21 protein-coding genes and 1 pseudogene are annotated in these 20,980 nt (G+C 69.6%); 8 read left to right on the top strand and 14 right to left on the bottom strand.

Annotated elements, in window-relative coordinates:
* Positions 1 to 29: 29 nt before the first annotated feature.
* Complete coding sequence (locus DDF62_RS00865; RefSeq protein WP_116487354.1) at positions 30 to 467, bottom strand: HIT family protein; 438 nt, start codon at positions 465 to 467, stop codon at positions 30 to 32.
* Positions 468 to 541: 74 nt separating this feature from the next.
* Here DDF62_RS00865 and DDF62_RS00860 point away from each other — a divergent pair, with 74 nt between their 5' ends.
* Positions 542 to 1,027, top strand: a complete 486-nt coding sequence (locus DDF62_RS00860) for a DUF2141 domain-containing protein (protein WP_116487353.1) — start codon at positions 542 to 544, stop codon at positions 1,025 to 1,027.
* 7 nt (positions 1,028 to 1,034) lie between these two features.
* Positions 1,035 to 1,169, top strand: a pseudogene (locus DDF62_RS25915) (hypothetical protein); the annotation flags it as partial.
* Here DDF62_RS25915 and DDF62_RS00855 read toward each other — a convergent pair.
* Complete coding sequence (locus DDF62_RS00855) at positions 1,169 to 2,059, bottom strand: metallophosphoesterase family protein (protein ID WP_116487352.1); 891 nt, start codon at positions 2,057 to 2,059, stop codon at positions 1,169 to 1,171. The pseudogene DDF62_RS25915 and the gene DDF62_RS00855 overlap by 1 nt on opposite strands.
* Positions 2,060 to 2,209: 150 nt before the next feature.
* Here DDF62_RS00855 and DDF62_RS00850 point away from each other — a divergent pair, with 150 nt between their 5' ends.
* From DDF62_RS00850 to DDF62_RS00840, 3 genes are read left to right on the top strand one after another with little or no spacing between them, the layout of a single operon-like run.
* Positions 2,210 to 3,262 carry a CDP-alcohol phosphatidyltransferase family protein gene (locus DDF62_RS00850; RefSeq protein ID WP_116487393.1) on the top strand — a complete coding sequence of 351 codons (1,053 nt, stop codon included), beginning with the start codon at positions 2,210 to 2,212 and terminating at the stop codon, positions 3,260 to 3,262.
* A complete protein-coding gene (locus DDF62_RS00845) occupies positions 3,262 to 4,173 on the top strand; it encodes a diacylglycerol/lipid kinase family protein (RefSeq protein WP_116487351.1) in 912 nt (303 codons plus the stop codon). The genes DDF62_RS00850 and DDF62_RS00845 overlap by 1 nt, the downstream gene beginning before the upstream one ends.
* Positions 4,170 to 5,078 (top strand): hypothetical protein, encoded by a 909-nt coding sequence (locus tag DDF62_RS00840; protein WP_116487350.1) that lies wholly within the window; start codon positions 4,170 to 4,172, stop codon positions 5,076 to 5,078. Before DDF62_RS00845 ends, DDF62_RS00840 begins: the two co-directional genes overlap by 4 nt.
* Before the next feature lie 165 nt (positions 5,079 to 5,243).
* Here DDF62_RS00840 and DDF62_RS00835 read toward each other — a convergent pair whose 3' ends face one another.
* The 12 genes from DDF62_RS00835 to DDF62_RS00780 all read right to left on the bottom strand — a co-directional run bounded on the left by DDF62_RS00835 (position 5,244) and on the right by DDF62_RS00780 (position 17,356).
* The gene (locus DDF62_RS00835; RefSeq protein WP_116487349.1) at positions 5,244 to 5,861 is read right to left on the bottom strand and encodes a hypothetical protein; all 618 of its coding nucleotides are present in this window, start codon (positions 5,859 to 5,861) and stop codon (positions 5,244 to 5,246) included.
* Positions 5,861 to 6,166, bottom strand: a complete 306-nt coding sequence (locus DDF62_RS00830; protein WP_116487348.1) for a PadR family transcriptional regulator — start codon at positions 6,164 to 6,166, stop codon at positions 5,861 to 5,863. Before DDF62_RS00830 ends, DDF62_RS00835 begins: the two co-directional genes overlap by 1 nt.
* Positions 6,167 to 6,380: 214 nt before the next feature.
* Positions 6,381 to 7,595: a serine palmitoyltransferase gene (spt, locus tag DDF62_RS00825; protein ID WP_116487347.1), complete on the bottom strand. Its 1,215-nt coding sequence runs from the start codon at positions 7,593 to 7,595 to the stop codon at positions 6,381 to 6,383.
* A 3-nt stretch (positions 7,596 to 7,598) separates the two neighbouring features.
* On the bottom strand, positions 7,599 to 7,850 hold the full coding sequence (locus tag DDF62_RS00820; protein ID WP_101711242.1) for an acyl carrier protein: 252 nt from the start codon (positions 7,848 to 7,850) through the stop codon (positions 7,599 to 7,601).
* A gap of 79 nt (positions 7,851 to 7,929) precedes the next feature.
* Positions 7,930 to 8,901, bottom strand: coding sequence for an NAD-dependent epimerase/dehydratase family protein (locus DDF62_RS00815; RefSeq protein ID WP_116487346.1), 972 nt, complete (start codon positions 8,899 to 8,901; stop codon positions 7,930 to 7,932).
* 1 nt (position 8,902) lies between these two features.
* On the bottom strand, positions 8,903 to 10,615 hold the full coding sequence (locus DDF62_RS00810; RefSeq protein ID WP_116487345.1) for a fatty acyl-AMP ligase: 1,713 nt from the start codon (positions 10,613 to 10,615) through the stop codon (positions 8,903 to 8,905).
* The gene (locus DDF62_RS00805; RefSeq protein ID WP_116487344.1) at positions 10,612 to 12,024 is read right to left on the bottom strand and encodes a lipopolysaccharide biosynthesis protein; all 1,413 of its coding nucleotides are present in this window, start codon (positions 12,022 to 12,024) and stop codon (positions 10,612 to 10,614) included. The genes DDF62_RS00810 and DDF62_RS00805 overlap by 4 nt, the downstream gene beginning before the upstream one ends.
* Positions 12,021 to 13,181, bottom strand: coding sequence for a glycerophosphotransferase (locus tag DDF62_RS00800; protein WP_116487343.1), 1,161 nt, complete (start codon positions 13,179 to 13,181; stop codon positions 12,021 to 12,023). Before DDF62_RS00800 ends, DDF62_RS00805 begins: the two co-directional genes overlap by 4 nt.
* Before the next feature lie 11 nt (positions 13,182 to 13,192).
* Positions 13,193 to 13,807: an LPS export ABC transporter periplasmic protein LptC gene (gene lptC, locus DDF62_RS00795; protein ID WP_116487342.1), complete on the bottom strand. Its 615-nt coding sequence runs from the start codon at positions 13,805 to 13,807 to the stop codon at positions 13,193 to 13,195.
* A gap of 233 nt (positions 13,808 to 14,040) precedes the next feature.
* Positions 14,041 to 15,201: a DSD1 family PLP-dependent enzyme gene (locus DDF62_RS00790; protein WP_116487341.1), complete on the bottom strand. Its 1,161-nt coding sequence runs from the start codon at positions 15,199 to 15,201 to the stop codon at positions 14,041 to 14,043.
* Between the two features lie 10 nt (positions 15,202 to 15,211).
* Positions 15,212 to 16,486, bottom strand: coding sequence for a D-arabinono-1,4-lactone oxidase (locus DDF62_RS00785; protein WP_116487340.1), 1,275 nt, complete (start codon positions 16,484 to 16,486; stop codon positions 15,212 to 15,214).
* A 207-nt stretch (positions 16,487 to 16,693) separates the two neighbouring features.
* Positions 16,694 to 17,356 carry a TetR/AcrR family transcriptional regulator gene (locus DDF62_RS00780; protein ID WP_116487339.1) on the bottom strand — a complete coding sequence of 221 codons (663 nt, stop codon included), beginning with the start codon at positions 17,354 to 17,356 and terminating at the stop codon, positions 16,694 to 16,696.
* Between the two features lie 149 nt (positions 17,357 to 17,505).
* Here DDF62_RS00780 and DDF62_RS00775 point away from each other — a divergent pair, with 149 nt between their 5' ends.
* The 3 genes from DDF62_RS00775 to DDF62_RS00765 all read left to right on the top strand — a co-directional run bounded on the left by DDF62_RS00775 (position 17,506) and on the right by DDF62_RS00765 (position 20,759).
* Complete coding sequence (locus DDF62_RS00775; protein WP_116487338.1) at positions 17,506 to 18,591, top strand: serine hydrolase domain-containing protein; 1,086 nt, start codon at positions 17,506 to 17,508, stop codon at positions 18,589 to 18,591.
* Between the two features lie 112 nt (positions 18,592 to 18,703).
* On the top strand, positions 18,704 to 20,104 hold the full coding sequence (locus DDF62_RS00770) for a M20/M25/M40 family metallo-hydrolase (protein WP_425266991.1): 1,401 nt from the start codon (positions 18,704 to 18,706) through the stop codon (positions 20,102 to 20,104).
* A gap of 4 nt (positions 20,105 to 20,108) precedes the next feature.
* Complete coding sequence (locus DDF62_RS00765) at positions 20,109 to 20,759, top strand: suppressor of fused domain protein (protein ID WP_165832139.1); 651 nt, start codon at positions 20,109 to 20,111, stop codon at positions 20,757 to 20,759.
* Positions 20,760 to 20,980: the final 221 nt, after the last annotated feature.

Raw genomic sequence — 20,980 nt, 5'->3', positions numbered from 1 at the left:
TCGCACGTCGAACTTCTTCTTCAGCTTGCTCACGCGGCGGTCCACGCGGCTGCGAGGTCCTGGGCCAGGCGCTCGACGGCGGCGTCGTCCAGCGCGACGGCCGAGGCCAGGGCCGGAGCGGCGGGCCAACCGGTGTCAGGGAAGCTCGTTCCCTCGTGTTCGCGCGCGCCTTCGTAGCGGGGCAGGACGTGGAAGTGCACGTCGCGGTCGACCATCATCAGCATCAGATAATTGATCTTTTCGTAGGCGACCCTGGCCTTCAGGACGCGCTCGATCCCGGCCACGGCGACCCGCATGTCGGCGAAGGCTTCGGGGCTGAGGTCCGAGAACGCCTGAACGGGTTCCTTGCATACGAGGACGAGAGACCCGAAAGTCGGCTGCTTGGGACGTACAAGGACCAACCAGTGGTCGGTCTCGGCCACTTTCGAACGTGGGAAGCCGAATGCGAGGGCTGTGGGATTGGGCATGCGGCAACCGATACTTCAGGCGAGTCTGCGGGCGCTGATCGCGTCGGGGCGACAATAGGGACACGGCCTTTTACATGGAAGCACGAACCGCTCTTCCAGGCCTTGCGGCGCTAGGGACGCTGCTGGGCCTGCTGGGGATGGCGACACCGGCGGCGGCCAGGCAGGACTGCGTGGGTCGCGACACCGGCGTACGACTGACCGTGGAGGTCGGCCGCCTGAAATCGGAGACGGGAGAGGTGACGGTGACGATCTATCCGTCCGATCCCAGTCGTTTCCTGGCGCCGCGCGGCAAGCTGCTGCGCCTGCGGATCCCGGCCAGCGCGCCGACCACCGAGGCCTGCTTCAACCTGCCCAAGGCCGACATCTACGCCGTGGCCGTCTATCATGACGCCAACGGCAACCACGACTTCGACCGCAACGCCGTGGGCCTTCCGACCGAGGGCTACGGTTTTTCCAACGACGCGCCGTCGCGGTTCGGCGTGCCGTCCTTCGATTCGGCGCGGATCAGCGTGAAGTCGGGCGACAACACGATCCGGGTGCGGATGCGCTACGGGAAGTAGGGCGGGAGATCCTCCCCCTCAGAGGGGGAGGTGGCCCGGAGGGCCGGAGGGGGAAGTTACTTCGGCTTTGGGAGCTGCTGCTTCAGCAGTCACGTCCCCCTCCGTCGGCTTCGCCGACACCTCCCCCTTCAGGGGGAGGATCTAGATCAGCGAATAGCGTCCGAGCTCCCTGATCCCGCCGGTCTGCGGATCGAGGCCCCGCGCGATGACCCGCAGCGAAAAGCCGCCATTCTCACGCGGCTCGATCTCCAGCGCGTGCCAGCGGGCCGGCGAGTGGCCGCCGATCCAGGCCGAGGCCGAGGGCACGCCCAGCACGGGGATAGACCGGCCGCCCGGGCCCGGAATGGTCGCGGTCAGCGACTCGTGGGCGTGGCCGTGCAGCACGAGGTCGACACCGCGGCGGGCGAGCAGGTCGCGCAGGGGGCCTTGATCGTCCAGCGACTTGCGACCCGAGACCGCGCCGGCGATCGGCGGGTGATGCAGCAGCAGCACCTTGAACCTGTCGGCGAAGGCGGGATCGGCCAGCAGGGCGTCGAGCTTGTCGAGCTGATCGACGCCGAGGCGGCCGGTGGCCAGATGCAGGGCGGTGGGCACGGCCGAGCACAGGTTGAAGAGCGCCACGGGGCCGCGCAGCCGCACCTGCGGGAAGGCGGCCGCCTCGTCGTCGCCCAGCCAGGCGGTCCAGGGGGCGAAGCGGGCCTGAGCGGTCTCGCCGACCAGGGCGTCGTGGTTGCCGGGGCTGACGGTGATCGTCTCGGCGGGGCCCAGGCCTTGCAGCCAGCGGGTGGCGGCCGCGATCTCCACGGGCGAGGCGAAGTTGGTGAGATCGCCGGTGATCGCCACATGGTCGGGGGCGTGGGCCTTCAGGTCGGCGACCAGGGCTTCGAGGACTTCGAGGCGATGGATCTTGTGCTTGCGACGCCAGGCGATGCGGCTGAGCAGCCGCTTGGAGGCTAGGTCGCGCCAGCCGAACGCGCCCGGCGGCGGCGGCAGGTGAGGGTCCGACAGATGGGCGAGGCGGAATATCGACAAGAGGGACCGGCGCGATTGTGGCGAATTTCGGCGAAGCTGCTTATCAATCGCCTCGGCTTTCAAGGGGTTTAAGTACCGGTGACCGGCGAAATCAATCCAGTCGCTTCGCGCGCCGTGACGGTGGGCGACAGCGAGGCGCGCATCTGGGGCATGTCCTCGGGCGAGCGGCTGTCGCGCATCTATCGCCGGATCGGCGTTTCGGAAGCCCCGGAGCAGGGCGGCGATACGATCGCCGTGCACGCCGGCTGGGTGTTCGACGAGTCGCTGATCAAGGCCCTGGCCGGCCGTCCGTGGGCGGTGCTGGTCGACGAGGCCGGCGGGGCCACGGCGGTGAACGCCCCGGCCGAGGTCGCCGAAGCAGCGGTCGCGGCCCTGGCGGCCGGTAAAGACCCCTCGACCGTCGATGCGCGCTTTACGCGCCTGACAGCGCTGGAGCTGGGCTCGGCCTACAACAGCGCCCTGCGAAAGCGTGAGCCGCCGGTGCTGGAGCGCCTGACCAAGGAAACCGTGCGCGCCGTCGAGAAGCGCCTGTTCCAGGGCTCGTACAAGGGCGTCACCGATCTGGTCACCAAGTATGTCTGGCCGACCCCGGCGCGGATCGTCACCCGCTGGTGCGCGCTGGCGAAGATGACGCCCAACCAGGTGACCTTCATCGGCTTCCTGCTGACCATCGCCGCCTTCGTGCTGTTCTGGCGCGGCCAGTTCGGCTGGGGCCTGGTCTGCGCCTGGATCATGACCTTCCTCGACACGGTCGACGGCAAGCTGGCCCGGGTGACCCTGACCTCGTCCAAGTGGGGCAACGTCTTCGACCACGGCATCGACCTGGTTCACCCGCCGTTCTGGTGGTGGGCCTGGTACGTCGGCGTGTTCGCCGTCGGCCTGTCGATGCCCTACGCGCCATGGCTGCTGGCCATCGTCGTCGGCGGCTATGTGGCCCAGCGGGTGGAGGAGGGGATCTTCCTGGCCCTGTTCAAGCTGGAGATGCACGCCTGGCGGCCGTTCGACAGCTTCTTCCGGCTGATCACCGCCCGTCGCAACCCCAACTTGATCCTGCTGACCGGCAGCGTGCTGGTCGGCCGGCCCGACATCGGCTTCGTGCTGGTGGCGGTGTGGACGGCGATCTGCTTCCTCGTCCACGCCCTTCAGATCGTGCAGGGCGCCCTGGCCCCCAAGGGCTCGATCCAGTCCTGGCTGTCGCGGTGATGCGCGTCGGCGTCGTCCGCAACCCGCGCAGCCACGCCAACCAGGGCCGGGTGCATGCGCCCACGCCCGAGGGCGTGCGCGTGGTCGAGCCGGCGACGCGCGAGGCGCTGGGGCAAGAGCTGGCCCGCTTCGCCGAGGACAGGATCGACCTCCTGGTCATCGACGGCGGCGACGGCACGGTGCGCGACGTGCTGGGCCTGACGCCGTCGACCTTCGGTGACGACATGCCGATGCTGGCGATCCTGCCGTCGGGCAAGACCAACGTGCTGGCCATCGACCTGGGCGCGCCGCGCGACTGGCGGCTGGAGGAGGCCCTGGCGGCGGCCGCGAGCCCTGAGCCGCGCGTCAAGATCCGCGCGCCGCTCGAGGTGCGCTTCGCCGACGGCCGTCCGCCGCTGCGGGGCTTCTTCTTCGGCCTGGGGGCCCTGGTGCGGGCCACGGCGCTGTCCAAGCGCGTCAACCGCATGGGCGTGTTCCAGAGCCTGTCGGTGGCCGTGACCCTGGTCGGCGCTACGCTGGGCGCGCTGTTCGGCGGCGCGCGCGACCAGTGGCGCCAGGGCGTGGCCGTGAAGGTGGCCATGGACGGCGAGATCCAGCCCGAAGGCGAGCGCTTCGTCCTGTTGGCCACGGCGCTGAAGCGCCTGCCGTTCGATCTCAAGCCGTTCGGCCCGCCGCGCGAGGGGCTGAAGGTGCTCGACGTCGACGCCCCGCCCAAGCGCCTGCTGCGCATGGTGCCCACGGTGCTGTCGGGCAAGGACAAGCCGATCCTGGAGGCGCGCGGCTATCGCCGGCGCGACCCGGCGGCGCTCTACGCCTCGGGCCAGTTCGACTTCGTGCTCGACGGCGAGGTGTTCGAGGGCGGCAAGCTGGCCTTGGCCCTGGGCGCGCCGCTGCGGTTCGTGGTCGGATGAGCGCGGTCCGGCCGCTGGTCGAGGCCGAGCTGGCGCAGTCGATCCCGGCGCCAATCCGCGCCTTCGCCGAACACCTGACGGGTCTCTTCCCGACCGCCCAGGCGGTGCTGTTCTACGGCTCGATCCTGCGCACCGGCGACCTGTCGGGCGTGCTCGACTTCTACGTTCTGACCGAGCGGCCGCCACGCGGCCTGCGCGGCGTGGCCACCCGCATCCTGTGGCCCGACGTCAGTTATCACGAGCTGGAGCACGAGGGAGTCACCCTGCGGGCCAAGGCCGCCTCGATGACCCTGTCGCGGTTCTCGCAGGCGGTGAAGGGCAGGGGGATCGATACCACCCTTTGGACCCGCTTCGTGCAGCCCTCGGGCCTCGTTTGGGCCGTCGATGAGGCCGCGCGCGAGGCGGTGGTCGAGGCCGTGCGCCGCGCGGCCCGCACCGCCGCCCGCTTCGCCACCGCCCTGGGGCCAGAGGACGGGCCGCCCGAGGCCTATTGGACGGCGCTGTTCCAGGAGACCTACGCCGCCGAGTTCCGGGTCGAGAAGGCCGGGCGCGAGGCGTCGATCCTGGCCTTCGACCCCGCGCACTACCAGCGCCTGCTGCCGGCCTGCTGGGCCGACGACGGCCGCTTCGACGGCGAGGGACGCCCGGCGCCGCAGATGTCGGCTATCGAGCGCAAGCGCCTGAAGGCCGCCTGGCGGCTGCGGCGCAACCTCGGCAAGTCGCTGAACGTGGCCCGCCTGATCAAGGCCGCCTTCACCTTCCAGGGCGCGGCCCGCTACGCCGCCTGGAAGATCGAGCGCCACACCGGCTTCAAGGTCGAGCTGACGCCCTGGCGCGAGCGTCACCCTGTGCTGGCCGCGCCGGGCATCCTGCTGGGCCTGTGGAAGTGGCGGCGCGGGCGCTGAGGCGACCCAACACCGCTCTCACCCTGAACACGCCCGTCATTCCCGCCCTGGAACCGGGGACTTCCACCGCTACCGACACTCGCCTCTTGGCGGACGTATCAAGCGGCCGCGAAGGGTGGGGGCGGACGCTTCTGCGCGCTAACGCGCTCTGTAGGTCCTAGCCATCTAGCGACGCGTAAAGTTCCAATGTTCCAGCTTGGCCAGGCCGTGCCCCATGGCCAACATCATTGCGATCAGAAGAATGTAAATCACCGGGAACGTAATACCGCCGCCCCCGAGCGCTGGCATGGCGAGCGCAAACACAGCGACAATCATGCTCGTCCAGGCGAGGCGCCCAATACTGCCGCGTAGCAGCAGCACTGCGGCGACGAGATGCAACGCCCCAAAAGCAGCCATGGCGCCTTGCTGCCATAGCCAATGACTGAGCGGTAGGTCGCCGACAGTGCGTACCCAGCTTTCGCAACGCGTTCCGCAGGCGGTGAAACCGGGATCCGCGAGCAGCCGCATTTTCAAGGCGACATTGGACCACGGCTGAACGATATGCAGCAGCCCGAACAGACTCGCCGCGAGTGCGGTGGCCAAACGAGCGGAGAAAGCCAGAACGGCGAGAACGCTCATCCGTTGACTATAGGCGGCGACAACGCAGCCCAGCGCGAAATCGAAAGCGTCGCTCGCGCTTTCGATATGATCGAGTTCGACAACCATCGCACGGGCCTGCGTCGGTCGCAGGGGGGCGATCACGGCCGCCGCATGAGTGACCAGACACTTGGCGAACTTGCGCATCAGGCCATGCTCGGCTTCAGATTTGCCACTACGGCGGGGGACGTTGCCCAGGTCCGCGCAAAAACGATCCCGGCCGCCGTCAGGCGATAGGCGTGTCTCGCGGGGCGTCCTGGAGCGTCGGCCTTGCGCCACTCGGCTTCGAGCAAGCCCTGACGCGCCCAGCGATCAAGGAGAGGGTAGAGCGTGCCCGCGCCTACACTTGTCTCCTTGGTCAGATCGTAGCCGTGACGCCAGTTCGCCGGCGCGGCGAGGAATGCCGCGAGCACTGCCTGAGCCGCTGCTGAAGGTCTGCGTGTCGATGTCATACATCCATAATCGATATATATCGATTTGAGTCAATATCCCAGCAGTGTCCACGACAACCTATAGTTTCTGAGGCTCCGCTCAGGGGCGTGAACCGAAGTTGGCTCCACCGGCTGTTTTGGACGGTCAGATCGGTGTCGCGTCGCGTCACCGGAGTAAAGAAAAAGCCCCGGACCTTGCGGCCGGGGCTTCGTCTTTTCAGCGGTGCGCCTGCCTTTAAGCGAAAGCGCGCTGCTGGCCGTCGATGACGCCGAGCGCCGCGCCGACCTCGGCGAACACCTTGAGGACCTGGTCGATCTGCTCGTGGGTGTGGGCGGCGCTGATGCTGGCGCGCAGCAGCGGACGGCTGTCGGGGGTGGCCGGCGGCAGGGCGAGGTTGAGGTAGACGCCCGATTGCAGCAGGCCGTTCCACATGGCGATGGCGCGCTCGACGTCGGGCATGGTGGCCGCGACGATCGGGCTGGCGGCCGGGCCGGTGACGAAGCCCAGCGCGGTCAGGCCGTCGTACAGGCGGCAGGCGTTGCTGTTGAGCTGCTCGCGCAGCTGCGGCTTGGCGATCATCTGCTCCAGCGCCACCAGGGTCGAGGCGACCACGGCCGGCGGCAGCGAGGCGGTGAACATGTACGGACGGCAGATCACCCGCATGACCTCGAAGTCGTCGAGGCTGGAGACGCAGAAACCGCCGATGGCGCCCAGGCTCTTGGAGAAGGTGCCGACGATGAAGTCGACGTCGTCTTCCACGCCCGCGGCTTCGGCCAGGCCGCGGCCGGTGGCGCCGAGCACGCCCATCGAGTGGGCCTCGTCGACCAGCAGGTAGCCGCCCATCTCGCGCTTCACGGCGGCGATTTCCTTGAGCGGCGCGGTGTCGCCGATCATCGAATAGATGCCTTCGACGACGATCAGGCGCTCGCCCGGGACGTCCTTGAGGCGACGCAGGCGCTTGGCCAGGTCTTCAGGGTCGTTGTGGCGGAAGCGGATGACCTCGGCGTGGCCCAGGCGCGAGCCGTCGTAGATCGAGGCGTGGCTGTCGGCGTCGAGGATCAGGTGGTCGCCGCGGCCGACCAGGGTCGACAGCACGCCCAGATTGGCCTGGTAGCCGGTGGTGAACACCATGGCGTGCTTGCGGCCGTAGAACTTGGCCAGCGCTGTCTCCAGGGCCACGTGGGCCTCGAAGCTGCCGTTGGCGATGCGGGAACCGGTGGTGCCGGTGCCACGTTCCTGGACGGCCTTGACCGAGGCGGCGATCGCCTTCTCGTCAAAGGTCAGGCCCAGATAGTTGTTGGTGCCCAGCAGGATGGTCGGACGGCCGTCGACCACGCCCTCGGTCGGCGAGACCACGGCGTCGAAACGGACGGTGAACGGGTCGGCGCCCGCTTGCTGGATGGCCTTGTACGCGTCGCGATAGGCCAGATGCTTGTCGAACAGACCCATCGGTCAAGCCTTGGTTCGGAGATCGTTGATCAGTTTGGAGAGGTCGCCGGCGGTTTCCACCGCGGCGAGGCGATCGAGCGGGATGGAGATGTCGAAGGCGTCTTCGAGCTCCATCACGATGTTCATCAGGGCGAGGGAATCCACGGCCAGGTCGCGGCCGATGTGGGTGTCGTTCGTCACCTCGACCGTGCGGCCGAGCACCTTGCTCGTCGCCAGCCCGATCTCACGCAAACTCAGATCTGTCACTGTATCCATGCCAAACGCCAGACGCCCCCGTCAAAGCACTGTGACCGCACCGTAACAGTGTCTCTGTCAGATATCTGCCACAATTGAACTAGTCGCTGTATTTTTTCGACAACCATCCGGCCGACCGATACCAGTCGACGGTTTCGCCGAAGCCGCGGGCAACATCGTGACGACTCGGCGACGACGCAAGGGATGGATCGTCCGAAAACGCCCAATCTGCATGCGACAGTTCGCGCGCCTTGCCCGATCCGAACACCGAGGGTTGTCCTGAAAGTCTACTCGCCGCATCGGCGACGCTTCCGGCCAGTCGGATCAGGCCTTCGGGCACGCGAAGCAGGCGAGGCCGCCCCGCGCCGACGGCGACCGCGGCGGCGGTCATGATCTCGCTCCAGGCGTAACCGTCGGGCCGGGCGTCGCAGATCGAGGCCAGGCCCGTGCGGCGGCTCGTGACCAGGTCGAGGATCTGGGCGGCGGCGTCGCGCACCTCGATCATCGCCACGCGCGAGGCGGGCGACAGGACCGGCAGCACGCGGCTGGATTGGGCCGCGGCGAACAGGCCGACCGTCTCGCGGTCGCCGGGGCCGTAGATGGCCGGCGGGCGGATGATCAGCGCCTCGGGCGCGATCGCCAGTACGGCTTCCTCGCCGGCGCGCTTGCTGGCGGCGTAGTCGGAGAGCCGGGGCTCGCGGGCGGCAAGGCTGGAGACCAGCACGAAGCGGGCGCGGGCGGCGGTCGCGGCCTGGGCCGCGGCGCGGGCGCCGTCGACATTGACCTTGTCGAAGGCGGCGCGGTCGGCGGCCTTGATCAGGCCGGCCAGGTGGATCACCACGTCGGCGCCGTCGCACAGCGGGGCGAGCGCTTCTGGGCGGGCGAGATCGCCCAGCACCACCTGCGGCTCGATCCCGCGCCAGAACGGCGAGACCGGATCGCGACGCGACAGGATGCGGGGGACAAGGCCCCGTTCGGCGATGGCGCGGACGAGGTGCTGGCCCAGGAACCCGGTCGCGCCGGTGACGGCGACGACGCGAGGCCCCGAGTCCTTGGCCTCAGGGCCCTCCACCTCAGGCGCGCTCGTAGGCGCCGGCCAAGTAGGCGGCCTTGGCCTTGGAGCGGCTGAGCTTGCCCGACGAGGTCTGGGGCAGGGCGTGGGCGCCGACCAGCTTGACCTGGGTCTCGACGCCGTGGCGCGAGCGCAGCACGCCGGCCACGGTGTCGACCAGGGCCGCGCGGCTGTCGGCGTCGCCGCCGCGGGCCTGGACCAGGATGGTGACGATCTCTTCTTCCGCCGCGTCGCCGGGCACGGAGAAGGCCGCCACGTCGCCGCTGCGCAGGCCCGGGACCTCGCGCTCGGCGGTCCATTCCAGGTCCTGCGGCCAGATGTTGCGGCCGTTGAGGATGATCAGGTCCTTGGCGCGGCCGGTGATGACGATCTCGCCCTCGACCAGGAAGCCGAGGTCGCCGGTGTCGAGCCAGCCGTCGGCGTCGAGCACGCGGGCGGTCTCCTCCGGCTGCTCGAAATAGCCGCCCATCAGGCTGGGGCCCTTGGCGAAGATGCGGCCGACCTGGCGCTCGGCGACCGGCTTGCCGTCGGCGTCGCGCACTTCCAGCTGGTGGTGGGGCAGGGCCGGGCCGCAGCGGGCGAAGGCCCGGGCGCGGGGCGCGTCGGCGCCGACCGTGACGGCCAGGTCGTCGCGCTCCAGGCGCTCGATGTCGAGGATCTCGACGCGCAGGCCCTTGCCCAGCGGGGCCATGGAGAGGGCCAGGGTTGCCTCGGCCATGCCGTAGCTGGCCACATAGGCCTTTTCCGAGAAGCCGACGGCGGCGAACCGTTCCGCAAAGGCCTCGACGGGGGCCGTGCGGATCATGTCGCCGCCCAGGCCGGCGCTGCGCCAGCGCGACAGGTCCAGGTGGTCGATCGAGGCGGCCTCGGCGCGGCGGGCGCACAGCTCGTAGCCGAAGGTCGGGCTATAGGCGATCGTGCCGCCGTTGCGGCTGATCAGGTCGAGCCACAGCAGCGGCCGGCGCACGAAGGCGCCGGTGGGCAGCAGGTCGACGCTCATCTGGCTGGTCAGCGGGCTCAGCAGGAAGCCGATCAGGCCCATGTCGTGATAGAGCGGCAGCCACGAGACGGCGCGGTCTTCCGGTTTCACCTGCAGGCCGTCGCGGGTGATGGCCACGGCGTTGGCCATCAGGGCCTTGTGCGTCACCAGCACGCCGGTGGGGAAGCGGGTGCTGCCCGACGAGAACTGCAGATAGCAGGGGTGCTCGAGCGTGATTTCCGGCAGGGCCGCGCCGGCGTCTTCCGGCAGCTCCGACAGCGGGCCGGCGAAGTCGAGGCCGGCGGCGTCGCCGATCTGCTTGAGCCACTCGGCCATGCCCGACGGGCCGATCAGGATCTTCGCATGGGCAGAGGCGCACATGCGGCCGATCTGCTCGATATAGGCCTCGCGACCGCCCAGCGGCGCGGGCAGGGGCAGGGGCGCGGGAACCAGGCCCGCATATTGGCAGGCGAAGAAGGCGCGCACGAAGTCGCCTTCGGTCTCGGCGATCAGGGCGACGCTGTCGCCCACCTTGGAGCCGGCGGCCAGCAGGCGGCGGGCCAGGCCTTGGGCCTGCTCGCGCAGGGCGGCGTAGGTCAGGGCCTCGACCAGTTCGCCGCGCAGCGAATGCAGGTTGATCCCGGTCTCGCCGGTCGCGGCGAAATCCAGGGCGGCGGTCAGGGTCGGGAAGTCGGCGAGACGGACGGTCCTGCCGGAAGCGGTGGGCGTATTCATTGCGGATCGCCTTTGCGCTCGTTCAGGGGTTCCGCGCAAGTCTGTTCAAGCATGACGGCGCTTTTGTCCTCGCGCTCTGCGGCGGCTTCCGCTGCGAGACGCGACCGGAGGGTGATGAACATGCCGATCGCCATGCAGGTCGAGGCCAGGACCAGGGCCGCGCCGGCGCCGGTCAGGTCGAAGACCTGAAGCAGCGGCACGAGGGCGGCGAAGTAGATGGCGATGACGACGATGCGCACGCGCAGGGCGGCGCCGGCCGCGTGCATCGACACCAGCATCGGCTCGATCGGCAGGGCCATGATGCTGATCGCGGCGGCGGCCACCTGCCAGCTCATGATGCCGGCGGCCGAGGCGTATTCGGGGCCCATGATCACGGTCAGCAGCCAGGGGCCGGCCAGCAGGCAGACCGCCAGCAGCACGCCGGCGACGCCGCCGCCGATCAGGGCGATCTGGCGGGCCAGGCGCAGCATGGCCGCGTCGTCCTTCTGCGCGCGCAGACGGGCGAACTCGGGATGCAGGGCGGGCAGCATCAGGCGCGCGGGCTTGGCCATGCCGTCGGCCACCTGGCGGCCGACGCGCCACATGGCGGCCTGGGCGGGGCCGACCAGCGCGCCGATGGCCAGGGTCAGGACGTGGGTGAAGCCGACCTCGATGGTGCTGCTGAAATTGGTCGCCCAGGCGAAGCGCCAGACGCCCGGCAGACCGTCGCCCAGCGGGCCGAACAGGCTGAAGCCGTTCAGCAATCCCCGTTGCAGCAGGCTCCAGACGGCGATGGCGGCGACATAGAGGAACGAGGCCACGGTGCCGGCCGCCCAGGCCAGCAAGAACATCTCGATCGGCGCATCCATGGAGGCGGCGATCACGCAGCCGATCAGGCGCACGACGGACGACACCACCTGCTCGGCGGCCAGCATGCGGAAGCGGTCGAAAAGGCGCAGCAGGCCGACGCCCGTGGCCGAGGTCATGACCCCGACCGACAGGCAGTAGAGCGCGGCGGCCGGCGCCAGGTTGTCGGGCCAGCCCATGTAGTGGCTGAACAGCAGGCAGCCGGCCACGCCGATGGCCACGCCGGCGACCGCGCCGATGCCGTCGAGCACCAGGGCCAGGCGCATCACCTGCTGGAAGGTCCTGCGGTCGCCGTCCATCAGCGGCTTGGCGCCGTACTGCACGACGGTCTGCCAGGACTGGAACTTGGCCATCTCGCCCAGCGCCTGGGCGAAGGCGTTGATCAGGATCAAAAAGCCGAAGACCTCGATGCCGAGGCTGCGGGTGGTCACCGCGATATAGGCCAGGCCCACCACGGCGTTGACCCCACGGCCGCTCAGCAGGGCGCCGACATTGGCCAGCATCCTGGCCAGGGGATTGACCTTCGCGTCCTTTGGGGGCGCGTCCTTGACGGTCGCGTTCATCGGTCGAGGACGGCCAGGCGGTCGACGATGGCGCGGGCGGCGCGCTGCGACGAAGGGACGGAGGTGATGTCGAAGGTCTCGGCGACGCCGACCTTCTGGGCCTCCAGGAAGTCGCCGTGCCCGGCGATGGCGGCGGCGACCGCGTCGCAGATGTCGTCGGCGGTCTCGCGCACCGGGCCGTACAGCCAGTGATGGAAGCTCTCGTCGCCCTTCCAGTCGGCATGGCTGGGATTGAGGAACAGGCAGGGCTTGGGCGTACGCAGGAACTCGTAGACCTGGCTGGAGACGTCGCCGAGATAGAGGTCGGCGAGCCGCGTATAGGTCATGTCGAAGGCGGCCGGGCCGCCGAGGTCGAGGTGGATGCGCGGGTGGCCCTCGAAGGCGGCGACGGCGCGGCGATCGGCCTCCGAAGCGGTCTCGAACAGTCGCACGTGCGGGGCGAAGATCAGGTTGAACCGCTCGTCGGCGGCGAACTGCTCGAGGATCGACAGGCCGAAGGCGCTCCACGAACCGAGGGTCTCGTGAAAGTGCGGGTTGTAGACCACGGTCGGCAGGGCCTTGGCGAAGGCCGGGGTGGCGCTGGGCGGCAGGGCGTCGACGAGGTCGAACTTGGGATAGCCGACCATTGCGCAGGCCTCGGGACGGACCCAGCCTTCGTCGACCATCCGGTCGCGCTGCTTGGGACCGGCGGCCATCACCAGGTCGAAGACGCGCAGGCGCGGTTCGAACGGGCCGCCGCGATCGCCGGCCCCGTGCTGGGTGTAGACCAGAGCGGTGCGGCGCACGCCCAGCTTGCGCAGCAGGGCGGTGGTGCGTTCGGGCGTGACCACGGCGTCGTAGGCGGCCAGCCGGCCGGCGTTCAGGGCCAGCATCAGGGCCTTGGGCGGCGGGGCGGTCCTGGACAGTCGCCGCAGCCAGGCCGGCGGCAGCAGGCGCAGGGTGATCGGCGCACCGCCCAGGCCGTCCAGCATGCCCTGGATGTAGTCGAGGTGCCCGGCCGAGGTGGCGGCGATCTCGACCCGGATCTCCGGCCAGGCGCGGGCCATGGCCACGGCGATCGACAGGCTGTGCCAGACCTGGTGCGGCTGGGCGATGTAGAGGAAGCACACGCGCGTCGCGCGGGCCCGTTGCTGGTCCAGGAGGCCGAGGCCGGTCATCGGTCGGGGACCTAGTTGGTGGGCTGGACGCGGGTGCGGACGCGGCCCTTGAAGACCACGCGGTCGCCCTTGTCGCTGACGCTGTAGCTGTCGGCGCTGACATTGCCGCGCGGGCCGGCGCCGGCCACCGGCGCGCCGCCGACGACCTCGCCGGTCTTGGTGTCGATGCGGGCTTCCTGCGAGGCGAACTGGTAGCCCTGGCCGTTGTCGATCTTCACGTCCTTCGTCAGCACCAGAATGTTCTGGGCTTCCTGGTAGATCCCGTCCTTGGAGGTCACCTTGCTGGCGTCGGGCTCGCCGTAGCCGCGCACCAGGGTCGGCTCGACCAGCTTGACCTTGTTGGGATCGGCCGCGTCGCGCTCGGCGCGGCGGGCGGTGATCAGGAAGGCGCGGCCGTCGCGCATCGCGCCGGTGAAGCGCGGATTGTCCATGGCCAGCGGCGCGGCGGCGGCGACCTTGGAGGCGTTGTGAGTGTCGAGCATACGTAGGGTCGTCTGGCCGATCACCACGCCCGACACGCCGACCGCCAGCACCAGCAGGCCCGCGCGCGCCCAGCGCGCCGAGGGCCGACGCCGGTTGCGGCGGGGCTTCTTGGCGGGAGCGGCGGAGAGGGCGGCGGTGGTCATGCGGGCGGACGATCCAGAACGGACGCCATGGATAGTCTTCAACGCGCCCGACGCCAAAGCGGTTTTTCTCGCCGCCCTCCCTCCCGTCATTTCCGCTCTTGTGGCGGGAACCTCTCTGTCAGCCGCAGGTGCGGATGGGACGGCGCGCTCGGCGCGCCGCTTGAACTTCACGTGCGAACGGAACCAGCGGGTCCCGCCACAAGGGCGGGAATGGCGGGAGGTTGGGGCGGAGCCTACCGCGACCGTCCGCGCGCCGTGACCGGCCAGATGGCCACCAGCGTGTCGCCCTCGACCACGTGATAGGCGTCGTAGAGGTTCACGGTCGGGTCGCAGTGCGGGGCGGCCAGGGTCACGCGGGCGCCCAGGGGCGGGGGCGAGCCGGACGACGGGACCAGGGCGCCGTGCTCGTCGCCCATGAAGAAGTAGCGCGAGCCTTCCGGCGCGCCGGCGAAGACCTGCGGCGGATCGGCGTCGGTCGACATCGCCTTGAAGCCGGCGTCGACGGTGACCATGCCGGGGCTGTTGGCGCTGACAACGCGGGCGTCGATGAACAGCGAGCGCCGGTAGGGACTGGCGTCGGCGCGGGCCCCATCACCATCACCCGTCAGGTCGCAGGCCAGGTACTGGTCGTCCATGAACACGTAGGAACCGACCTGAAACTCGGTGAACAGACCGAGTTCGGCGTCGATGCGGTGCGAGCCGGTGCCCGAGCCGCTGACGATCGGCGGCGCGCCGCCGGCGGCGGTCAGGGCGTCCACGACCTCGCGGATGTAGGCCCCGCGATCCTCCAGGGCCGTCTTGCGGACGTCGAAGGCCTCGATGTGCTGCTGGACGCCGCAATAGCATTGCAGGCCGGCATAGGTCAGGGACGACTGGGCCTTGATCGCCTCGAACAGGGCGACGGCGGCCTGGGGCGAGGCGACGCCGGTGCGGTGGATGCCGGGATCCAAGTCGATCAGCACCTCCAGCGGCTTGCCGCTCGCGCTGGCCGCCGCGCCCAGGGCGGCGACGTTGTCGGGGTGATCGACGACGACCTTGAGGCCCTCGGTCGCCAGGTTCAGCGCGACCAGCCGGGCGATGGCGGGAGCCGACACGACGGGCGAGGTGATCAGCAGGCCGCTCGAGACGCCCTGCGCCGCCAGGGCCTCGGCCTCGCCGATCTTGGCGCAGCACAGGCCCACGGCGCCGGCTTCCAGTTGAAGGCGGGCGATGTCGGCGCTCTTGTGGGTCTTGGCGTGCGGGCGAAGCTTCAGGCCCTTGGAGGCGGCGAAGGCGGCCATGGTCGCGATGTTGGCGCTCAGCGCGGCGCGATCCACGACCAGGACGGGGGTGTTCAGTTGCTCGCGCGAGCCGGACTGACCGATGAGGCCGGCGTGCAGGGCGATGTCGGTCATCTGCTTGTCTCTAGAGTCCGAAGAGCTGGGTCAGGTGGGCGTTGGCGAACTTGCCGGTCGGGTCCCAGGCCTTTCGCACCCGCAGGAAGTCGCCGGCGCGGGGATAGAGGCGGTGGACGTCGGCCGGGGTGAGGGTATGGCGCTTGGCCCAGTGGGGTCGACCGCCGCTGTCGGCCAGCACGGCCTCCATCTCGGCGAAGGCCGGCCGCCAGGGCATCTTGGCGTACTGGTGGAACGAGATCGAGGCGCCCGCGCCGATGTTGAACGGACTCATCCAGATGTCGTCGCCGGCCACCAGGCGGAACTCGAACGGGAAGGTGATCGGCAGACGGCGCTTGCGGATATGGGCCATGGCCGCCCGCAGGGTGGGCAGGCCGGCGGCGCGCGGCATCTCGTACTCCATCTCCTCGAAGCGGACATTCCGCTCGGAGGGGAAGACCTCGAAGGCCGGGCCGGCGCGGCGGGCGGGCTTGCCGGCGACCTTCATCATCAGCTTTTGCAGCGGCGCGGTCAGGACGGGCAGGGCGGCGCACAGGTCGCAGATCGTCCGGAAGGTGTCCTCGTCGCCTTCGCCGCTCTTGCCCAGGGTTTCGTCGGCGGCCTCGGGCGCGACGGGGTGCAGGGTCTTGAAGATGACGTCGTCGCTATAGGGAAAGACCCAGAACTCCATGTGCCGGGTGGCGGCGGCCAGGTCGTCGAGGCGCTCGGCGACCTCGGCGAGGGGCATCCGGCTGACACGCTCTTCCAGGTAGTAGGCCGGGATGACGTTGATGCGGATGGCGACGGCCACGCCCAGCAGCCCGAGCGAGACGCGCTGGGCCTGGTAGAGCTCGGGCTCCTGGTCCGGTCCGCATTCGACGAGGCGGCCGTCGGCGGTCATCAGCCGGAAGCCGCAGGCCTGGGTCGACAGGCTGCCCAGTTCCGCGCCGGTGCCGTGGGTGCCGGTGGCCGTGGCCCCGGCCAGCGATTGCGGATTGATGTCGCCCTGATTGATCAGCGACAGGTCTTGCGCCCAGAGGGCGGCGGTCAGGCGCTTGAGGCTCCAGCCGGCCGGGGCCCAGACGGTCTTGCGGTCGGGCGCGATCTCGACGGCGCCTTCCAGGTCCGACAGGTCCAGCAGCAGGCCGTCCGTCTCGCACAGCGGCATGAACGAGTGGCCGGCCCCGACGACGCGGACCTTGCCGGCCTCGCGGACGAGGCCCGACAATTCGTCGAGCGTGCGCGGCGGGGCTATGCTGCTGGGCGTCGCCTCGACGCTGCCCGACCAGTTCTTCCAGCCCTCCATCGGCGTTCCCCCGCTGCGATGGAGTGACGATAGTAAAAACTATCGTTATTGCAAGCCGGTGTTATGCGGGGGGCGTTTTCAGCACCCTCTCCCTGTGGGAGAGGTGTCGGCGAAGCCGACGGAGAGGGGAGTGGCTGCGAAGTCGGCGGAAGCTGAGAACGGCCCCCCTCCGGCCCTCCGGGCCACCTCCCCCAGAGGGGGAGAATCTTAGAGCACCGTGTCGAACGTCTCGAAATAGCAGTCGAACAGTCGCCCGATCTCTTCGGCCAGGGCGCCGGCGTCCTGCCCCGGTTCCTCGACGGCCATTTCGGTGGCGGCGTAGGTCAGCTCGACCATCATGCGGGTGGCGGTGCGGATGCGGACCGGCGAGACCGACGGAAACCGTGCGGCCAGCACCTCGCCGAACTGTCCGGCGACCATGTCGCGCGAGGCGAAGCGCAGCTGCTGGAGCATTGGCACCGCGCGCAGAGCCCGGCCGATGGCCGCGCCGCCGGGAAAGCGGCGGGTCATGTCGATGACGTCGGTCAGCAGGGCGGCGGTCTTGGCCACGCGCTCCGAAGCGGTTGCGCCCTCCAGGCCGCCGGCCTCCATCCAGGCGAACACGGCCTCGTCCTGGAGCCGCATCAGCCGGTCGCCCAGCTCTTTCAGGATCGCGTACTTGTTGGGGAAGTAGCGATAGAGCGCCGGCGGGGTCAGGCCGGCGCGCTTGCAGATGGCGTTGGTGGTCAGTTGCTCGAAGCCGGACTCGATCAGCAGTTCGCCGGCGGTGACCAGCACCACCTCGTAGGTGTCCTGGGCGCGGGCCTGGGTCGGCCGCAGCTTGGCGTCGAGCGGAATGTCGGCGGCCGGTACGACCGTCGGCTTGGGCATCGGGGTCTCCTGAAGTCGCCAACAGACCTAGAGCGCTTCTCGTCGAATGCCAATGTTCGCTCATTGCCAAAGCTTAACGGGACTTGGGATCGCCCGTGCGCCAGGGTCTCGGCGATTGCTGGGGGCGGCGGTTTGTGGGGAGTTTTCCGATGATCGACCGACGCGGCCTGTTCGCTGCCGCCGGGGCGCTGTGCGCCGCGCCCGGCCTTTCGATGGCCGCCCCGGCCGGGCTGGGCGCCGACAACCCCGTGGTCGACGCCTTCGTCGCCGAGCAGAAGTTCCAGGGCGTGGTGATGATCGGGCGCAAGGGCAGGGCGTCCTATGTCCGCGCCTTCGGCATGGCCGACATCGAGGCGGGCAAGCCCGCGACGCGTGACACCGTCTACTGCGTGGCCTCGATCTCGAAGTGGCTGACCACGATCGCCGTGCTGCGGCTGGTGGAGCAGGGCAAGCTGTCCCTCGACGCGCCGATCGCCGCCTGGCTGCCGGACCAGCGGCCCGACACCGGCAAGACGGTGACCCTGACCCACCTGCTGTCCAACACCAGCGGCATTCCCAACGGCTTCATGCCGGCGCTCAAGGCCGATCCGGACCTCCTGAAGAAGAACCTGTCGGCGGCCGAGTCCGTCAAAGCCTTCGCCCAGGGCGACCCGCTGTTCCCGCCGGGGACGAAGTTCGACTACCACCCGGTCAACTGGTTCGTGGTCAGCGCCATCGTCGAGGCGGTGACTGGCAAGCCGTTCCTGGCGGTGGTGAGGGAGTTGACGACCGATCCGCTGAAGATGAGCCATACCCGGGCGGGCCTCGGCGTCGACGCCGAGCCGGGCGTCGCGGTCTCCTACTATGCCGGCCCGCCCCTGGCGCGGCGGGCCAATCCGCGCATGGAGGTCATGGCCGCCAGCGGCGGCTACTTCAGCACGGTCGACGACCTGCTGGTCGCGGCCCACGTCGTCTTCGACACGCCGTTCCTGTCCGAGGCCTCGCGCAAGGCCCTGACGACCATCCTGGTCCCAGAGCAGGACTATGCGCTGGGCGGGCGGGTGCGCAGCCTGACCATCGACGGCCAGGTCAAGCCGGCGGCCTGGGAGACCGGGCGCACGGCCGGCTATCGCTCTGTGCTGGGCCATCGGCTGGACACCGGCGACACCGTCGTGATCCTCAACAACACCGACCTGTCGCAGAAGGCGCTCGACCTCTTCGCCGACAAGCTGTTCGGCGCCGCGCCGCGGCCCTGACGGGGCGATTTTCGCCGCAACCGCCGACTGCTGACAAAAGTGGGCGTTGGGCGGGGTTCTCCACCGGAAGAGCGATGCTATGACAAGCACGCCTTAGGGGAGAATCCTGCTCATGATCCGCAGCCTGCTGACCGCCGTCGCCGCTTCCGCCCTGCTCGTGGGCGCGGCCCACGCTCAAGACGTCAAGACCGCCGAGGCGCTGCGCGACAAGGCCCTGACCGATCGCCTGGCCTGGGACATCACCGAGGACCTGACCACCAACATCGGCCCGCGCCTCGTCGGCTCGCCGGGCATGGAGCGCGCCAAGGACTGGGGCGTGGCCAGGTTCAAGGCCCTGGGCTTCACCAACATCAAGGTCGACCAGTTCGCCAAGCCGTCCTGGACGCGCGGCGAAGAGAGCGCCGAGCTGGTCGCGCCCTATCCGATGAAGCTGTCGATCGTTGGCCTGGGCCGCACGATCCCGACGCCGGCCGAAGGTATCGAGGCCGAGGTCGTGCTGTTCACCACCTATGCCGAGATGGTCGCCGCGCCCGCCAGCGCCATCAAGGGCAAGATCGTCGTCATCACCCAGCCGATGGTTCGCGCCCAGGACGGCGCCGGCTACGGCGTCGCGGGCGTCTCGCGCCGCGCCGGCCCGGTCGAGGCGGCCAAGCGCGGGGCCGTGGGCCTGCTGATCCGCTCGGTCTCGACCTCCAGCTCGACCGTGCCGCACACCGGCGTGACCACCAACGGCGCCGACGTCGTCACCATCCCCGCCGCCGCCCTGGGCGTGCCGGAGGCCGAACAGCTTGAGCGCCTGGCCAAGAAGGGCCCGCTGCGCATCAGGCTGAAGCTGGCCTCCAGCCTCGACGCCGGCGACGTGGCCTGGAACATCTCGGCCGACATCAAGGGCTCGGAAAAGCCCGACGAGGTGATCGTCATCGGCGGCCACCTCGACAGCTGGGACGTCGGCACGGGCGCCTTCGACGACGCCGCCGGCATCGCCATCACCACGGCCGCCGCCAAGCTGATCGGCGAGCTGCCCAAGCATCCCAAGCGCACCATCCGCGTGGTGATGTGGGGCTCCGAAGAGAGCGGCGGCTCGTCCGACGCCTTCCTGGCCGCCAACAAGGGCAACCTCGAAAAGCTGGTCCTGGCCGGCGAGAGCGACACGGGCGCCGACCGCATCTACAGCCTGCAACTGCCCAAGGGCTCGGAAGGCCACCCGGCCATGAAGGCGGCCATCCAGGTGCTGAGCCCGCTGAAGATCTATTACGACCGCAACCCGGCCGCGCACGGCGGGGCCGACATCGGCGGCATCGAGGGCGCGGGCGTGCCGGTGGTGAACCTGAACCAGGACGCCAGCCGCTACTTCGACTACCACCACACCGCCGACGACACCCTGGACAAGGTGGACCCGATCCAACTGGCCCAGAACGTGGCCGCTTGGACGAGCTTCATCTATCTGGTGGCCGACAGCGACATCGACTTCCGCGTCCTGGGCGCGGCCGCGCCGGCGCAGGCGGGGCACTGATCGCTTGAAGAGCTTCTGGCGTCGCAAGTCGCGCCTGGAGCGCGTATGGGAAGAGCGGGAAGAGACGCGCTATCCGGCCCTGTTCGGGGCGGATGGCGAAGGGGTCTTTCCGCTCGGCCCGGAAACCTTCGCGCCGTTTGGCGAGGCGGGAACGCCTGATCCCCGCTGGCTGACTATCGGCGTCTTCCGTTTCGCGCCGACGCCTGACCGGCCGACTTGGCTGGTCGTCAGCTCGGGCCTCTCCAACGATTGGGCGGACGAGGGCGAGCCGGGCCTCGGTCACGAGCTGATCGTCGAGACGCCGTGGCGCGACGACGACGCGATCCGGCTGCTGCACGGCCTCGTCGCCTACGACCTGCTGATCGCCCATGGCTGTTTCGGCGAACCGCGGGTCCTGGAGGTCGGCAGTCGCGTGAACGCGCCGTTCCAGTTCGGCGAGCGGGGCGGGATCGCGGGCGTGTTCGTCGCCCAGGGGCGTCGTTTCTCCGCCGGCTTCCGGACGGAGGTCGGGCCCGTCGCGCTGCTGTCTTGCGTCGGCGCTGGCCAGGACGAGCTGGATTTCGCCCGCGCAAACAGAACCGCCGATCTGCACGAGCGCCTGGTGGCGGCGGGCGTCGATGAGGTTACCGACCCGGAGCGGCCGTCGGTCGCCTGAGGCGTGTGCCTTGGAAAACACTCCCCGCGCGTGCGACGCGTCGCCGCGACCGTCGGGTGAGTCAAAAGGCCGCAAAGCGCGGCCGTTCATACTTTACGTGCTCATCCACAGATTTGCGGCGCCGCATCATCGCGCCGCAAAGGCCTCCCGCAACAAGGAAAACACGCCGTAAACCCTGACGCTGCAAGGCGGCGAGGGGTTAACGCCTGTCCCAGAATGGT

Origin of the sequence: Caulobacter radicis, from assembly GCF_003094615.1 — a bacterium.
In the GTDB taxonomy this organism is placed as follows: Bacteria; Pseudomonadota; Alphaproteobacteria; order Caulobacterales; family Caulobacteraceae; genus Caulobacter; species Caulobacter radicis.
The sequence above is the reverse complement of the archived record's forward strand: the minus strand, read 5'-3'. Positions and strand labels throughout refer to the sequence as shown.

Bases quoted from the DNA above. Each gene is read 5' to 3' on its own strand.
- DDF62_RS00865 (WP_116487354.1), bottom strand. From the start codon at position 467: ATGCCCAATCCCACAGCCCTCGCATTCGGCTTCCCACGTTCGAAAGTG.
- DDF62_RS00860 (WP_116487353.1), top strand. From the start codon at position 542: ATGGAAGCACGAACCGCTCTTCCAGGCCTTGCGGCGCTAGGGACGCTG.
- DDF62_RS00850 (WP_116487393.1), top strand. From the start codon at position 2,210: ATGTCCTCGGGCGAGCGGCTGTCGCGCATCTATCGCCGGATCGGCGTT.
- DDF62_RS00845 (WP_116487351.1), top strand. From the start codon at position 3,262: ATGCGCGTCGGCGTCGTCCGCAACCCGCGCAGCCACGCCAACCAGGGC.
- DDF62_RS00840 (WP_116487350.1), top strand. From the start codon at position 4,170: ATGAGCGCGGTCCGGCCGCTGGTCGAGGCCGAGCTGGCGCAGTCGATC.
- DDF62_RS00835 (WP_116487349.1), bottom strand. From the start codon at position 5,861: ATGCGCAAGTTCGCCAAGTGTCTGGTCACTCATGCGGCGGCCGTGATC.
- DDF62_RS00830 (WP_116487348.1), bottom strand. From the start codon at position 6,166: ATGACATCGACACGCAGACCTTCAGCAGCGGCTCAGGCAGTGCTCGCG.
- spt (WP_116487347.1), bottom strand. From the start codon at position 7,595: ATGGGTCTGTTCGACAAGCATCTGGCCTATCGCGACGCGTACAAGGCC.
- DDF62_RS00820 (WP_101711242.1), bottom strand. From the start codon at position 7,850: ATGGATACAGTGACAGATCTGAGTTTGCGTGAGATCGGGCTGGCGACG.
- DDF62_RS00810 (WP_116487345.1), bottom strand. From the start codon at position 10,615: ATGAATACGCCCACCGCTTCCGGCAGGACCGTCCGTCTCGCCGACTTC.
- DDF62_RS00805 (WP_116487344.1), bottom strand. From the start codon at position 12,024: ATGAACGCGACCGTCAAGGACGCGCCCCCAAAGGACGCGAAGGTCAAT.
- DDF62_RS00800 (WP_116487343.1), bottom strand. From the start codon at position 13,181: ATGACCGGCCTCGGCCTCCTGGACCAGCAACGGGCCCGCGCGACGCGC.
- lptC (WP_116487342.1), bottom strand. From the start codon at position 13,807: ATGACCACCGCCGCCCTCTCCGCCGCTCCCGCCAAGAAGCCCCGCCGC.
- DDF62_RS00790 (WP_116487341.1), bottom strand. From the start codon at position 15,201: ATGACCGACATCGCCCTGCACGCCGGCCTCATCGGTCAGTCCGGCTCG.
- DDF62_RS00785 (WP_116487340.1), bottom strand. From the start codon at position 16,486: ATGGAGGGCTGGAAGAACTGGTCGGGCAGCGTCGAGGCGACGCCCAGC.
- DDF62_RS00780 (WP_116487339.1), bottom strand. From the start codon at position 17,356: ATGCCCAAGCCGACGGTCGTACCGGCCGCCGACATTCCGCTCGACGCC.
- DDF62_RS00775 (WP_116487338.1), top strand. From the start codon at position 17,506: ATGATCGACCGACGCGGCCTGTTCGCTGCCGCCGGGGCGCTGTGCGCC.
- DDF62_RS00770 (WP_425266991.1), top strand. From the start codon at position 18,704: ATGATCCGCAGCCTGCTGACCGCCGTCGCCGCTTCCGCCCTGCTCGTG.